14 protein-coding genes are annotated in these 13842 nt (G+C 67.9%); 2 read left to right on the plus strand and 12 right to left on the minus strand.

What is annotated here, in order from left to right:
• Position 1: 1 nt before the first annotated feature.
• The 9 genes from KUD94_RS09380 to KUD94_RS09420 form a co-directional block, all read right to left on the minus strand.
• A complete protein-coding gene (locus tag KUD94_RS09380; protein ID WP_218236909.1) occupies positions 2-1753 on the minus strand; it encodes a penicillin-binding protein 2 in 1752 nt (583 codons plus the stop codon).
• Entirely contained in the window at positions 1750-2049 is a 300-nt protein-coding gene (ftsL, locus tag KUD94_RS09385; protein WP_218236910.1) for a cell division protein FtsL, read from the minus strand. Before ftsL ends, KUD94_RS09380 begins: the two co-directional genes overlap by 4 nt.
• Positions 2046-2972 (minus strand): 16S rRNA (cytosine(1402)-N(4))-methyltransferase RsmH, encoded by a 927-nt coding sequence (gene rsmH / locus KUD94_RS09390; protein ID WP_218236912.1) that lies wholly within the window; start codon positions 2970-2972, stop codon positions 2046-2048. The genes ftsL and rsmH overlap by 4 nt, the downstream gene beginning before the upstream one ends.
• A 10-nt stretch (positions 2973-2982) precedes the next feature.
• Positions 2983-3411 (minus strand): division/cell wall cluster transcriptional repressor MraZ, encoded by a 429-nt coding sequence (gene mraZ / locus KUD94_RS09395; protein WP_218236914.1) that lies wholly within the window; start codon positions 3409-3411, stop codon positions 2983-2985.
• A gap of 265 nt (positions 3412-3676) precedes the next feature.
• A complete protein-coding gene (gene hslU / locus KUD94_RS09400; RefSeq protein ID WP_218236916.1) occupies positions 3677-4993 on the minus strand; it encodes an ATP-dependent protease ATPase subunit HslU in 1317 nt (438 codons plus the stop codon).
• 60 nt (positions 4994-5053) lie between these two features.
• Positions 5054-5602, minus strand: coding sequence for an ATP-dependent protease subunit HslV (gene hslV, locus KUD94_RS09405; protein WP_218236918.1), 549 nt, complete (start codon positions 5600-5602; stop codon positions 5054-5056).
• Positions 5603-5657: 55 nt separating this feature from the next.
• Positions 5658-7367 carry an STAS domain-containing protein gene (locus KUD94_RS09410; protein ID WP_218236920.1) on the minus strand — a complete coding sequence of 570 codons (1710 nt, stop codon included), beginning with the start codon at positions 7365-7367 and terminating at the stop codon, positions 5658-5660.
• A gap of 37 nt (positions 7368-7404) precedes the next feature.
• The gene (gene dksA, locus KUD94_RS09415) at positions 7405-7896 is read right to left on the minus strand and encodes an RNA polymerase-binding protein DksA (protein ID WP_218236922.1); all 492 of its coding nucleotides are present in this window, start codon (positions 7894-7896) and stop codon (positions 7405-7407) included.
• Positions 7897-8113: 217 nt separating this feature from the next.
• On the minus strand, positions 8114-9181 hold the full coding sequence (locus KUD94_RS09420) for a GTP-binding protein (RefSeq protein ID WP_218236923.1): 1068 nt from the start codon (positions 9179-9181) through the stop codon (positions 8114-8116).
• A 224-nt stretch (positions 9182-9405) separates the two neighbouring features.
• On the opposite strand from KUD94_RS09420, the gene KUD94_RS14845 reads away from it, so the two are divergent.
• Positions 9406-11187 (plus strand): methyl-accepting chemotaxis protein, encoded by a 1782-nt coding sequence (locus tag KUD94_RS14845; protein WP_218236925.1) that lies wholly within the window; start codon positions 9406-9408, stop codon positions 11185-11187.
• Positions 11188-11253: 66 nt separating this feature from the next.
• Here the strand turns inward: KUD94_RS14845 and KUD94_RS09430 are convergent, their stop codons facing one another.
• The 3 genes from KUD94_RS09430 to KUD94_RS09440 form a co-directional block, all read right to left on the minus strand.
• Entirely contained in the window at positions 11254-11484 is a 231-nt protein-coding gene (locus tag KUD94_RS09430; protein WP_146912929.1) for a hexameric tyrosine-coordinated heme protein, read from the minus strand.
• A 76-nt stretch (positions 11485-11560) separates the two neighbouring features.
• Positions 11561-12508, minus strand: coding sequence for a tyrosine recombinase XerC (locus tag KUD94_RS09435; protein ID WP_218236927.1), 948 nt, complete (start codon positions 12506-12508; stop codon positions 11561-11563).
• A gap of 11 nt (positions 12509-12519) precedes the next feature.
• Positions 12520-13215: a DUF484 family protein gene (locus tag KUD94_RS09440; RefSeq protein ID WP_218236929.1), complete on the minus strand. Its 696-nt coding sequence runs from the start codon at positions 13213-13215 to the stop codon at positions 12520-12522.
• Positions 13216-13422: 207 nt separating this feature from the next.
• On the opposite strand from KUD94_RS09440, the gene KUD94_RS09445 reads away from it, so the two are divergent.
• Positions 13423-13803 (plus strand): DoxX family protein, encoded by a 381-nt coding sequence (locus tag KUD94_RS09445; RefSeq protein ID WP_218236931.1) that lies wholly within the window; start codon positions 13423-13425, stop codon positions 13801-13803.
• The last annotated feature ends 39 nt before the right edge of the window (positions 13804-13842 follow it).

Below are 13842 nucleotides of genomic sequence, written 5' to 3' on the forward strand. Positions count from 1 at the left end.
CTCACAGCAGCGGCTCCTCGATCGGGTTGGAGACGATGAGCGGCTTTACCGCCAGGTCCGGCGCCACGCCCATCAGGCGCAGGGTCTGCTGCACCACCTCGCTGAACACCGGCCCCGAGACCGCGCCGCCGTAGTACACGCCGGCCGAGGGCTCGTCGATCATCACGCCGACGATGATGCGCGGCTGGTCGATCGGGGCCATGCCGGTGAACCAGGCGCGGTACTTGCCGGCGGCGTAGGCCTTGCCTACCTGCTTGCGTGCGGTGCCCGACTTGCCGCCTATGGAGTAGCCCATGGTTTGCGCCTTCTGGCCGGTGCCGCCCGGACCGGCCGCCAGCCACAGCATGTGGCGCACGAGCTGCGCATTCGTCGCGGAGAACACCCGTGTACCGACGGGCGCCTCGCTGCGCTTGAGCATGGTCGCGGGAATCACCATGCCGTCGTTGGCAAACACGGTGTAGGAGCGCGCCATTTGAAACAGCGACGCCGACAGCCCGTAGCCGTAGGCCATGGTGGCCTGCTCCACCGGCTTCCAGCTCTTCCAGGGGCGCAGGCGCCCGCTGGCCGCGCCGGGGAAGGCGAGTTCAGGCCTTTGCCCGTAGCCCAGGGCCGTGTGCACCGTCCACATCTCCTGCGCCGTCATGCGCTGGGCGACCTTGAGCGCGCCGATGTTGCTGGACTTCTGGATCACGCCGTCCACGGTGAGCGCGCCGTAGTTGTGCGTGTCCGAAATCGTGAACTTGCCCAGCGCATAGCGCCCCGGCGAGGTGTCGATGATGGTGTCGTGCTTGACGCGTCCGAGCTCCAGCGCCATGCCAATGGTGATCGGCTTCATGGTCGAGCCCGGCTCGAAGGTGTCGGTCAGCGCGCGGTTGCGCAGCTGCTCGCCGGTGAGGTGGCGCCGGTCGCTCGGGTCGTAACTGGGGTAATTGGCCAGCGCCAGCACCTCGCCGGTGTGCGCGTCGAGCACCACCACGCTGCCGGCCTTGGCCTTGTGCGCGATCACGGTATCGCGCAGCTTCTGGTAGGCGAAGAACTGGATCTTGCTGTCCACCGACAGCTGGATGTCGCGCCCGTCCACCGGCGGGGTTTCGGTGCCCACGCCCTCGACCACGCGCCCGCGCCCGTCCTTGATCACGCGCAGCGAACCGGGCTTGCCCGCCAGCTCGTCGTCGAAGGCGAGCTCCATGCCCTCTTGCCCGTGGTCTTCGACGTTGGTAAAGCCCACCACGTGGGCGACCGATTCGCCCTCGGGGTATTCGCGCTTGTATTCCTTGCGCAGGTAGATGCCCTTGATGCCCAGAGCCATGATCTTCTGGCCCAGGTCCCAGTCGAGCTGGCGCTTGAGCCAGACGAAGGTTTTGTCTTCGTCGGCCAGCCGGGCCATGAGCCGCTCCAGCGGCATGTCCATGAGCCGCGCCGCTTCCTTCAGGCGCTGGCGCACCGTGGGTTGCTGGTCTTCCACGTCCTCGGGGATGGCCCAGATGCTGGCCGCGGGCACGCTGGAGGCGAGGATCAGGCCATTGCGGTCGAGCAGCCGGCCGCGGTGCGCGGGCAGCTCCAGCGTGCGCACGAAGCGCACCTCGCCCTGGCGCTTGAAGAAGTCGCTGTGGATGACTTGCACATAGGCCGCGCGCGCGGCCAGCGTGAGAAAGCCCAGGGCCACCAGCGCGACCACGAACTTGCTGCGCCACACGGGGGTGCGCGCGGCCAGCAGCGGGCTGGAGGCGTAGTTGACGCGGCGCCGGCTCATCGCCCGGCCTCCGCCGCCGGCAACAGGGGCGAGCCATCGGCCGCCACGTACAGCGTGGTCGCGGGCGTGGGCGTGCGCATCTGCAGCTTGTCGCGCGCCAGGCGCTCGATGCGCAGCGGCGTAGCCTGCGCGCGCTTGTCCACCAGCAGGCGCTGGCGCTCGACCTCGAGCTGGCGCGCCTCGACATTGGCGCGGTGCCATTCGGTGTTGAGCCGGCGCGATTCGTAGCGCACCTGCACCAGCCACATGCCGCTGGCCATGACCGCCAGCAGCAAGACGATGCTCATGCGCGTCACGCCGGCGCTCCCGTGCGCTCGGCCACGCGCATCACGGCGCTGCGCGCGCGCGGATTGGCGGCGAGCTCGGCCGCGCCCGGGCGCACGCGCCCCAGTGCCTTCAGCGGCATGGCGCGCGGCGCGCTGGGCGGCAGGCGCCGGTCCACCGCTTCGCGCGCGTTGCGGGCGATGAACTGCTTGACGATGCGGTCTTCCAGCGAATGAAAGCTGATCACCACCAGCCGCCCGCCGGGCGCCAGCACCGCGAGGCACGCCTCTAGCGCCTGGCGGAGATCTTCGAGCTCGGCATTGATGAAAATCCGAAGAGCCTGAAATGTGCGCGTTGCCGGGTTCTGCCCGTGCTCGCGGGTGCGGACCGCGCCAGCCACGATGTGGGCGAGCTCGGCAGTGGTCTGAACAGGCCCCTGCTTCTCGCGCCGAGCAACAATCGCCTTTGCAATGGCGCCAGCAAACCGTTCTTCACCATAGTCACGTACTACCTCCGCAATTGCTGAGGGCTCGGCATGCGCGAGCCACTGGGCCACACTCTCTCCGCGCGTCGGGTCCATGCGCATGTCCAGCGGCCCGTCGAAGCGAAAGCTGAAACCGCGCTCGGGCGCGTCGATCTGCGGCGAGCTCACGCCCAGGTCGAGCAGCACGCCCGCAACGCTGCCCGGCGCGAGCTGCTCCAGACCCTTGAAACTCTCATGGCGTATCGAAAAGCGCGCATCGTCCAGCGCCGCGGCTGCGGCCACGGCCTGGGGGTCCTTGTCGAAGGCGATCAGGCGCGCGCCCGGACCCATGCGCTCGAGAATGCGGCGCGCATGCCCGCCGCGCCCGAAGGTGCCATCGACAAACACCGCGTTGGGCGCAGCCACCTCACCCAACAAGGCGCTGACCGCCTCGTCGAGCAAGACAGAGGTGTGTGAAGCCGCGCAACCCACCTGGCAGCCCTCAGAAGGAAAAGTCCTTGAACACGTCAGGCATCTGAGCCTGCATGGCCGCGGCTTCCTTGGCCTCGTAGGTGGTCTTGTCCCAGAGTTCGAAGTGCGTGCCCATGCCCAGCAGCACGGCTTCCTTGACCAGGCCTGCCGCCGCGCGCAGCTCGGGCGAGATCAGCACCCGGCCGGTGCCGTCCATCTCCACGTCCATGGCGTTGCCCAGAAAAATCCGCTTCCACCACTGCGCCTGCATGGGCAGCTGGGCGATGCGCGCGCTGAAGGCCTCCCACGCCGGGCGCGGAAAGACCATGAGGCAGCCGTCGGGGTGCTTGGTGATCGTGAGCTGGCCGCCGGCTTGCGCCAGCAGCGGCTCGCGATGGCGCGTGGGCACCGCCAGACGCCCCTTGGCATCCAGACTCAGCGAAGATGCGCCTTGGAACACGGACTTGAGACCCCCCGGATTGAAACTTCCACCGCCGCCCACGGAACTGGGCTGAGACGGCACTTTTTACCACTTCAGTGCACTTTTTTGCACTGTAGCAGGAAAGCGGGTCCACGCAAGAGGGTTGCGCCCTAAAAATTGTGAATGAAATCAAAGGTTTAGCGCCCGCAGTTAAACTGCAGGACAGAAAAAACCTTGATAGTCAAGAACTTGGATCACATTGCGCAAGTGATCCATGAAGCGCGGGCGCCAGGGCCCGAGCTGGTCACAGGATGTAGCGCGAGAGGTCTTCGTTGGCGCTCAGGCTGGCCAGGCGGCTGTCCACCAGGGCGGCGTCGACCACCACGGTCTGGCCCGAGAGCCGGGTCGCATCGAAGCTCACCTCGTCGAGCAGGCGCTCCATGACCGTGGCCAGGCGGCGCGCGCCGATGTTCTCGGTGCGCTCGTTGACTTCGAAGGCGATCTGGGCGATGCGCGTGATGCCTTCGGGCGTGAACTGCAGCGTCACGCCTTCGGTCGCCAGCAGCGCCTGATACTGGCGCACCAGGCTGGCGTGGGTCTGGGTGAGGATGGCCTCGAAGTCCTGCACCGACAGCGAGCCGAGCTCGACGCGGATGGGAAAGCGCCCCTGCAGCTCCGGGATCAGGTCGCTGGGCTTGGAGAGGTGAAACGCGCCCGAGGCGATGAACAGGATGTGGTCGGTCCTGACCATGCCGTACTTGGTCGATACCGTGGTGCCCTCGACCAGCGGCAGCAGGTCGCGTTGCACGCCCTGGCGCGAGACGTCGGCGCCGCTCGTCTCCTGGCGCGTGGCCACCTTGTCGATCTCGTCGAGGAAGACGATGCCGTTCTGCTCGAGGTTCTCGATCGCGCGGCTGCGCACCTCTTCCTCGTTGACCAGGCGATGCGCCTCCTCGTCGCTCACGAGCCTGAGCGCCTCGGCGATGCGCAGCTTGCGCGTGCGGCGCTTTTCCTGGCCCATCTGGGAAAACAGCCCGCGCAGCTGCTCGGCCATCTCCTCCATGCCCTGGGGGCCCATGATCTCGACCTGCGGACGGGCCTCGGCCACTTCGATCTCGATCTCCTTGTCGTCGAGCTCGCCCTCGCGCAGCTTCTTGCGAAACACCTGGCGCGCGGTGCTGTCCGCGCCCGCGCCCTCGCTGCGCGCGGGCGGCACCAGCACGTCCAGGATGCGCTCCTCGGCCGCATCCTCGGCGCGCGCGCGCAGCTTCTTCATGTCTTGCTCGCGCGTCTGCTTGACCGCCACCTCGGCCAGGTCGCGGATGATCGCGTCCACGTCCTTGCCGACATAGCCGACCTCGGTGAACTTGGTCGCCTCCACCTTGATGAAGGGCGCGTGCGCCAGGCGCGCCAGGCGCCGGGCGATCTCGGTCTTGCCCACGCCGGTGGGGCCGATCATGAGGATGTTCTTGGGCGTAATCTCGCCGCGCAGCCCCGCCTCCACCTGCTGGCGGCGCCAGCGGTTGCGCAGCGCGATCGCCACCGCCCGCTTGGCGCTTTGCTGGCCGACGATATGGCGGTCGAGTTCGGAGACGATCTCCCGGGGGGTCATGGCAGACATTTTGTATGAAATAAGGCTCTAACGCCCGCCCATAAAGCGCGAGCAGCTATCAAAACGAGGCTAAAGCGTCTCTATCGTGTGGTGCATGTTGGTGTAGATGCACAGCTCGCCCGCGATCTCCAGCGCCTTGCGCGTGATCTCCAGCGCCGACAAGTCGGTGTTCTGCAGCAGTGCCTTGGCCGCCGAATGCGCATAGGCACCGCCCGAGCCTATGGCCACCAGGCCGAGCTCGGGTTCGAGCACGTCGCCATTGCCGGTGATGATGAGCGAGGCGCTTTCGTCGGCCACCGCCAGCATGGCTTCGAGGCGGCGCAGCACGCGGTCGGTGCGCCAGTCCTTGGTCAGCTCGATGGCCGCGCGCGTGAGTTGCCCCTGGTGCTTTTCCAGCTTGGCCTCGAAGCGCTCGAACAGCGTGAAGGCGTCGGCCGTGGCACCGGCAAAGCCGGCGAGCACCTTGTCGTGGTAGAGCCTGCGCACCTTGCGCGCGCTGCCCTTGAGGACGATGTTGCCCAGCGTGACCTGGCCGTCGCCGCCGAGCGCGACCTGCCTGCTGCCGTCGGGCAGCTGGCGGCGCACGCTCAGGATGGTGGTTCCGTGAAACTGTTCCATAGCCCCGACAGATGGCGGCGTCAGCGCGGTTTTGCAAGTGCCCGCGCCCGCCGGCTCAGTTCTTGCGCGGCTCCACCCAGGCGTGTTCGCTGATGCCGATCACGTTGAAGAACACCGCGACGAGCCGGTGCAGGTTGCGAAAGCGCAGCTCGCGCCCCTGGGCCTGCTGGCTCGCGGCCCAGTTGAGCACCGAGCCCACGGCTGCAAAGTCGATGCGGATCAGCCGCTCGCAGCCGATCACGAAGGGCTGGCCCGGGCGCATCAGCGACTCCAGCGGTTCGAGCTGGGCCTGCGCGTCGCCTTCGATCTCGCCGGTCAGCTCGGCCCTCGTCGGGGCTGCGGCCGCGTCCGCCAGCGCCTGCTCGTCCAGGCCCGCGTCGGCAAGGGCGCCGCCCGGCACCTCTTCGCCAAGCAGCTGGCACTGCGGGTCGACCCAGGACGGGGGCGAGACTTCGTAGGTGACGCAGTAGTCCAGCGCCACCTCCTCGAACTGGTCGGCCTCGCGCAGCAGGCGCAGCAGCGCCATGCGCAGCAGCCACCACTGCGGGTCGGCCTCGCGCTCGTCGGCCACGGTGTGCGCCTGCAGCAGCTTCTGCAGCGCGCCCAGGCCTTGCAGCCGCAGCTGCACCTTTTGCCCGGCCCATTGGCCAAACAGCTCGACGAGCGCGGGCAATGCGGCGCTCTCGATCTGCGTCAAGCGCGCCCAGTTCAGCGTCCACGGCGGGCTGGAGCGCGCCAGGTTTGCCTGCAGCGCCGCGACCGACTGCTGCCCGAGCGTGGCCGGCGCATTCCAGTGCAGCTCACGCTGCGCCGCCCCTTCGCCCTCGCCCACCGGCTCCACCCCGAGCTGCGCTGGAATGGAAAACCACAGCGGCGCCGAGCGCCCGTAGCGCGCGGCGTATTCGATCGCCAGTGCATCGAAGGGCGCCTGCTCGCCGGTGGCGCGGTACAGGTCGAACAGGGTCATCCAGATCTCGTGCTGCTGCTCGGGGTCGTCCTGCGCGTGCTGCTTGAGCACATTGGCCAGGCAACGCCCGGCGCCCGCGTAGTCGGCATTGGCGAACAGGATCGCGGCTTCTTCCAGATCAGGTTCGTGCACGAATTTTTCCTCTCTCGGCCCATCCGCCGCGCCGGCGCCTGCCTCCAGCGCCGATGCGGTGAACGGATAAGCTGCATTCTCGTCGGTGAACAGCGCGCTGGGCACTTCGCTGTTGACCAGGCTCTCGGCGCGCAGGGCCGAGGGCGCCGTGGGGGCGAAGGCCTGCAGCGGGTCGTGCCAACTGCCTGCCTCGGCGCCGGAAGCCGGCGGCGGCAAGGTAGTCTCACCCGGCGTGGCTGCGCATTCGCTCGCCTCCTCGGCCAGCCGGGCCGGGCGCGTGGGCGTGGACGGCGCATTGCCGTGGGCCTTCCACCACTGCTGGGACATCTGCTGCTCGATCGCGTTGATCTTGCGCAGCGTCTCGGCGCGCTCGGAGCGCTCGCCCACGCCGGTGCTCAGAAAAGAGGTCTGCGCGCGCGCCTCGTCGTAGGCGACGTCGGGCGAAGCCTCCTTGCGGCGCAGCTTGCGCAACTGCTCGAATTCGCGCTTGCGCACGAAGTCGTTGCGCCGCTTGCGCTCGATCATTTCCTTGAGCTTCTGGCGCGTGTACTGCGACTCGCGGTTGTCGCCCAGCGCGTCCAGATCGCTCCAGTCCACCGAAGGGTTGCGCACGAAACGCACGACCTTGGAGAGCAAACCACCGGGGGCGGTGTCTTCTTTGGCCATGCGCTCCTGCCCGTGATTGCCTGCGCAGCCGCCCGGCTCAGTCGCCGAACATCTTCTGCTTGAGCTCGCGCCGCTGCTGCGCTTCCAGGGACAGCGTGGCCGTGGGGCGGGCAAGCAGCCGGCCCACGCCTATGGGCTCGCCGGTCTCGTCGCAATAGCCGTAATCTCCGGCGTCGATGCGCGCGATGGATTGCTCTATCTTCTTGAGCAGCTTGCGCTCGCGGTCGCGCGTGCGCAGCTCGAGCGCGTGCTCTTCCTCGATGGTGGCGCGGTCGGCCGGATCGGGCACGACCACGGTGTCCTCGCGCAGCGTCTCGGTGGTTTGGCCGGCGTTGTCGTGGATGTCCTGCTTGAGCCGCACCAGCTTCAGGCGAAAGAAGGCCAGCTGCTTGTCGTTCATGTATTCGCTGTCGGGCATGGCGAGCACTTCGGCGTCGCTCAGTTCCTCGGCGGACTTGGTTTTCCAGTTGTTGGCCAGCTTCGAATCTTTCTTGGCGGCCGCCACAGGTTTTTGCAGGGTCGTATTCATGGTGAAGGTGTGCTGGCTAAAGGTCCAAAGGACGAACGCGGGGATAACCGGGCGATGGTAACCCCACTTGGTTGCAAGCCAAAACCCGAACGCGCGCTGCGCGCCGGCCCTTGCCGCCCGGGGTCATTGCCACGGGTCGGACTGTGAACGGGCCGCGATTGTATCGACCCGAACCCATGGTCCCCGGCAAGCGGCATGCCCGGGCGCGGCGCCCCGCTCACGCGGGCACCAGGCACTGCTCCAGCCCCTGCAGAAAGATGTCGCGCGGCAGGTCGATGCCGATGAACACCATGCGGCTTTGGCGTGGCTCGTCCTTGCCCCATTCGGGCCCCAGGTCGCTGCCCATGAGCTGGTGCACGCCCTGGAAAATCACCTTGCGCTCGGTGCCCTGCATGGCCAGCACGCCCTTGTAGCGCAGCATGCGCGGGCCGTAGATGTTGACGATGGCGCCGATGAAGTCCTCGAGCCGCGCCGGATCGAAGGGGCGATCGGCGCGAAAGACGAAGCTCTTGACGTCGTCGTCGTAATGGTGGTGGTGCAGATGGGCGCAGTGCTCGCCGTGTTCATCGCCATGCGCATGCTCCTCATGGTCGTGGTCGTGGTCGTGCCCATGATCGTGCTCGTCCTGCGCCGTGAGGAAGTCCGGGTCCACCTCGAGCTTGTCGTTGAGGTTGAAACCGCGCAGGTCCAGGACCTCCTTGAGCGGCACCTCGCCAAAATGCACCGCGCGGATCGGCGCGCGCGGGTTCATGTGCTTGAGCCTGTGGATCAGCGCTTCCTTGTCCTGCTCGCTCACGAGGTCGGTCTTGGACAGGAAGATCTGGTCGGCAAAGCCGACCTGGCGGCGCGCCTCCTGGCGGGTATCCAGCTGCTCATTGGCGTGCTTGGCGTCGACCAGCGTGATGACCGAATCGACCAGATAGGTCTCGGCGATCTCGTCGTCCATGAAAAAGGTCTGCACCACCGGGCCCGGGTCGGCCAGCCCGGTGGTCTCTATCACCACGCGCTCGAAGTCCAGCAGGCCCTTGCGCTTCTTGGCGGCCAGCAGTTGCAGCGTGTCGCGCAGGTCTTCTCGGATGGTGCAGCAGACGCAGCCGTTGCTCATCTGCAGGATCTGCTCCTTCGATTCGGTTACCAGCAGGTCGCTGTCGATGTTCTCCTCGCCGAACTCGTTCTCGATCACGGCGATCTTCTGGCCGTGGGATTCGGTGAGCACGCGCTTGAGCAGCGTGGTTTTGCCCGAACCGAGAAAGCCGGTAAGGATGGTGGCAGGAATGAGTGGCATGGTGAACCCCGAAACGAAAAACACGACCACAGCTGGGGTCGCGGCAAGGCAATTCTAGGGACGGCGGCGCTGCCGGGGCGGGCGCACTGCGGGTAAGCACGGCGTGACAAGCGCCAGACGTGCGCGCAGACTGCCCCTGTCCGGTTCAGGGGCAAGGCCGTCGCGAGTCGCGCCCGGGCTTGCCCTTGCTGAAAACCATCCATTGCCTGCACACCGCCGCCACCATGTCCATACAAGACCTGAAGATCCGCACCCGCCTCATCCTGGCCTTCGGGCTGATGGTGGCCCTGATCCTCGTCATCGCCGCCGCCGCGCTGCTCAAGAGCCAGCAACTGCTCGGCGAGTTCGGCACCGTGGTGCGCGACCAATACCCCAAGATCACCCAGGTCCACCGCATCAAGGCAGCGGAGGCCACGAACGAAGTAGCGCTGGCCAACGTGCTGACCTACCGCATGCCCGATGCGGTCAAGGCCCAGATCGAGACCTTGCAGGCCACGCGCCGCCAGGTCGCCAGCCTCTTTGCCGAGCTGCAAGCCAGCATCGTCAGCAGCGGCGGCAAGGCTGCGCTGCAGGCCGCTCAGGCGGCGCGCACGCCGGTTCTGGCGCTGCAGGACAAATTTCTCGAAGCCATGGACATGGGGCTGAGCGGCGACGCGGCCACGCTGCTCGAAAAGGAAATGCCCGCGCCGCTGGGCGCCTACAAGCAGGCGATAGACAAGCTGCTCGACTTCCAGGGCGAGCTCATGGACCGCTCGATCGCCCAGGCCGACGCCTCGGTGCAGGCGATGCAATGGATCGTCGCGCTGGCTTCGCTCGCGGCCATCGTGCTGGGGCTGCTGCTGGCCTGGTCCATCGTGCGCTCGATCACGCGGCCGCTGCACGAAGCGGTGGCCGTGGCCGGCGCGGTCGCCGGCGGCGACCTGACGCGGCGCATCGCAGCCAGTGGCAAGAGCGAAACCGCGCAACTGCTGCAGGCCTTGCAGCGCATGCAAGACGGGTTGGTGCGCGTGGTCACGCTGGTGCGCCAGGACTCCGAGGGCGTGGCCACGGCCAGCGCCGAGATCGCCCAGGGCAACCAGGACCTCTCGGCGCGCACCGAAAGCCAGGCCAGCGCGCTGGAACAGACCGCGGCCTCGATGGAAGAGCTCAACACCACGGTGCGCCAGAACGCCGACAACGCGCTGCAGGCCAATCAGCTCGCGCAAAACGCTTCCGAGGTGGCGCGCCGCGGCGGCAGCGTGGTGGCCGACGTGGTGCGCACCATGAAGCAGATCAACGACAGCTCGGGCAAGATCGCCAGCATCATCCAGGTGATCGACTCGATCGCGTTTCAGACCAACATCCTCGCGCTCAACGCCGCGGTGGAGGCCGCGCGCGCGGGTGAGCAGGGGCGCGGCTTTGCCGTGGTGGCCAGCGAAGTGCGCAGCCTGGCCGGCCGCTCGGCCGAAGCGGCGCGCGAGATCAAGCAGCTCATCGACACGAGCGTGCAACAGGTGGAGGCCGGCAGCACCCTGGTGGACCGGGCCGGTCGCACCATGCAAGAGGTGGTGCAGGCGATAGAGCGCGTGACCGACATCATGGGCGAGATCAGCGCGGCCAGCAGCGAGCAGAGCCAGGGCGTGGCCCAGGTGGGCGAAGCGGTTGCGCAGATGGACCAGGCCACGCAGCAGAACGCCGCGCTGGTCGAGCAGATGGCGGCCGCGGCATCGAGTCTGAACACGCAGGCGCGCGAGCTGGTCGGCGCCGTCGCAACCTTCCGCCTGAGTGAGGCGCCAGGCGTGCGCCCTGCAGGCGCTGCGGGTACGGCGCAGTTTCTGCCCGTGGCCAAGCCGCCGTCGGGTGCCACGCCGGCCCGCCTGCGCGCCAGCGAGCGCGCAGCCGCGCCCGCGGGCAAGGCGGAGGCGGCCGGCAAGGACAGCACGCGGCGCCCGGGCGCCGGCAAGACCGCACCACGGCTGCCGGCCGCGGGCAGCAGCGGCGGCGATCAGGACTGGGAGAGCTTCTGAGCAGCGGCAAAAAAGAGCCCCGCCAGGCGGCAGGCCTGCGGGGCTGCCGGGCGCGCGGCCGCGGCCTTACTTGCGCCAGTAGTTGTTTGCCGCCGCGATGGTCTGGAAGTTGAGCGCGATCACGTGCGAGGCTGCTGTCAGCGCCCCCGCGTCGTGCGCATATTCGGGGCGCAGCTTGTGCAGCACCTCGGTGTCGGGCTGGGTGTACTTGACGCCGCGGCGGCTGAGCGTGATGGCCAGTTCAAAGCCCTGCTGGGGCGTTTCGGTGATCAGCGTCGCAAGCCAGGTATCGGCCATGGTTGTCTCCTTGGTGGTGCGTTGAAAAAAAGCCATTTTGCGGATTCCCGCATAACCGCAGCGCCGGCAGCGGAAATCACGGCGGCGGTTTGCGGTGCGCCCGCGGGTGCGCCTGGTCGTAGACCTTGGCCAGGTGCTGGAAATCGAGCCGGGTATAGACCTGCGTGGTGCTGATGTTGGCGTGGCCCAGCAGCTCCTGCACCGCGCGCAGGTCGCCGCTGGACTGCAGCAGATGGCTGGCAAACGAATGGCGCAGCATGTGCGGATGCACGGGCGCGGCCAGGCCGGCGAGCTGGCCGCGCCGGCGCAGGCGCTGCCAGACGGATTGCGCGCTCAAGCGCGTTCCGTGCCGGCCGATGAACAGTGCCTGCGTTGGCCGATGGGCGGGCGCCGCGGTCTCGCGCAGCGCCAGCCAGGCCTGCAGCGCCGCCTGCGCGGTGCGGCCCACAGGCACCGTGCGGCGCTTGGACCCCTTGCCCAGCACATGGGCTTCGCCCGCCTGCAGGTCTAGCCAGCCGCGGCCTTCGGCTTGTCCGGGTGCGCTCGGCGCCACGTCCAGCCCGACCAGCTCGGCGACGCGCAGGCCGGAGCCATAGAGCAGCTCGACCATGGCCACGTCGCGCGCCTGCAGCCAGGGGTCGGCGCCGTCCTGCACGAAGTCGGCCAGGCGCACCGCCTGGTCGACGGGCAAGGCCTTGGGCAGCAGGCGCGCGGCCTTGGGCGCGCGCAGGTCCTGCGCCGGATTGGCCTGCACCAGGCCCTGGCGGCCGGCCCAGACGTAAAAGCCGCGCCAGGCCGACAGCGCCAGGCTCAGGCTGCGCGGCCCCTGGCCCGCAGCGTGCAGGCGCGCGATGCCATGGCGCAAATCCGCGGGCGCGAGTTGCAGCAGTGGCCTGCCGGGAAACAAGCTGAGCAGGCGGCGCAGCTCCCCTTCATACAGCCGCAGCGTGCGCGGTGCGAGGCGCTTTTGCACCTGCAGGTACTGCAGGTATTGCGCGAGCTCGGCAGGAAGCGGCGCGATCATGCAGCGGGCGCTCAGACGGCGCGCAGCCGGGTCAGCGCGGCGGCCGCAAGCTCGGCCATGTGGGTGAGAAAGTCGGTGCCCATGGTGCTGTCGAAGCGATCGGCATCGTCGGAAGCCAGCACCAGCAGGCCGAAGGCGGGCTGGGCCGCGTCGTCGATCATGCCGGGGCGCAGCGCCAGCATGGCCACCGAACGCACCTGCGCCGCCTGCGGCAGCCAGCCTATGGCCTCGAAGCCGAGGTTGGGCCCGCAAAACGGCATGGTGAGCGACGAGGCGAAAGAGCGCACGTCCTCGCTCGCTCCCTGGGCCCAGGGCGCCTGCTGCCACTGCGGCGCCACGTCCCACAGGCGCAGCGCCACCTTGGGCACCTCAAAGCATTCACGCAGCCCGTCTTGCACCTGCTCGACCAGTTGCGCCGGGTCGGCCACGGCCAGCAGTCGGCGGCTCCATTGCTGCACGCGGTTTGCAATCGCCGCGTTCTCGCTGCCGTTGCGCACCATCTCGACGATGCGCTGCTCCAGCGCCTTGATCTTGTCGCGCAGCATCTCGGCCTGGCGTTCAAGCAGACTGACGGCGCGCTGCCCATGCTGACTGGTGAGCACCACGCTGGTGAGCAGTTGCGCGTGGCGCTCGAAGAATTCCGGCGTGTTGGCCAGGTACTGCGCAATGTCGTCTTCGGTAATGGGTGGCACGGCGGAGGGATTCATGGGCGGGCGCTCACTCGAATGCACGAAGGCTACATCTTAAGACGCGCAGCAGCGGCCCCCGCCCCGGAAGCTCATCCAGCCCGTCTTGCCAAACCGTCTGCAGCGCCTGACAACATGCCGCAGCGCATGCAATAATTGATAGCACCGCAGGCGATACCTTCGCCGCGGCCTTCCGTCAGTCCTTCATCCACCCACGAGGTCACTGCCATGAACGCTCTCTACCAACCCCGACTCGGCGCAATCATTCTGCGCACCGTGCTGGCCGTACTGTTGCTGTTTCATGGCTGGGCCAAGATCAGCGGCGGCGTGGGCTGGCTCGTCGGGGTGCTCGAGAAGACCGGCATGCCGGGCTTTTTTGCCTATGCCGTCTATCTGGGCGAGGTACTGGCCCCGCTGCTGCTGCTGGCGGGCATCTTCGTCGTGCCGGCGGCCCTGCTGGTGATGATCAACATGGTGGTCGCGGTGGTGTTGATGCATCAGTCGCAGATACTGACCATCAACAACTCCGGCGGCTGGTCGCTGGAGCTGCAGGCCTTTTATTTCTTCACCGCGCTGGTGGTACTGCTCACCGCCAAGCCACGCGGCTGAGGGCGCTCGCCCTCCGCGCGGCGGCCCGCATAATGCCGG

Source organism: Comamonas sp. NLF-1-9, assembly GCF_019195435.1.
In the GTDB taxonomy this organism is placed as follows: Bacteria; Pseudomonadota; Gammaproteobacteria; order Burkholderiales; family Burkholderiaceae_C; genus Comamonas_C.

Coding starts and splice junctions, on each gene's coding strand:
- KUD94_RS09380 (WP_218236909.1), bottom strand. CDS start 1,753: ATGAGCCGGCGCCGCGTCAACTACGCCTCCAGCCCGCTGCTGGCCGCG.
- hslU (WP_218236916.1), bottom strand. CDS start 4,993: ATGTCTGCCATGACCCCCCGGGAGATCGTCTCCGAACTCGACCGCCAT.
- hslV (WP_218236918.1), bottom strand. CDS start 5,602: ATGGAACAGTTTCACGGAACCACCATCCTGAGCGTGCGCCGCCAGCTG.
- KUD94_RS09410 (WP_218236920.1), bottom strand. CDS start 7,367: ATGGCCAAAGAAGACACCGCCCCCGGTGGTTTGCTCTCCAAGGTCGTG.
- dksA (WP_218236922.1), bottom strand. CDS start 7,896: ATGAATACGACCCTGCAAAAACCTGTGGCGGCCGCCAAGAAAGATTCG.
- KUD94_RS09420 (WP_218236923.1), bottom strand. CDS start 9,181: ATGCCACTCATTCCTGCCACCATCCTTACCGGCTTTCTCGGTTCGGGC.
- KUD94_RS14845 (WP_218236925.1), top strand. CDS start 9,406: ATGTCCATACAAGACCTGAAGATCCGCACCCGCCTCATCCTGGCCTTC.
- KUD94_RS09430 (WP_146912929.1), bottom strand. CDS start 11,484: ATGGCCGATACCTGGCTTGCGACGCTGATCACCGAAACGCCCCAGCAG.
- KUD94_RS09435 (WP_218236927.1), bottom strand. CDS start 12,508: ATGATCGCGCCGCTTCCTGCCGAGCTCGCGCAATACCTGCAGTACCTG.
- KUD94_RS09440 (WP_218236929.1), bottom strand. CDS start 13,215: ATGAATCCCTCCGCCGTGCCACCCATTACCGAAGACGACATTGCGCAG.
- KUD94_RS09445 (WP_218236931.1), top strand. CDS start 13,423: ATGAACGCTCTCTACCAACCCCGACTCGGCGCAATCATTCTGCGCACC.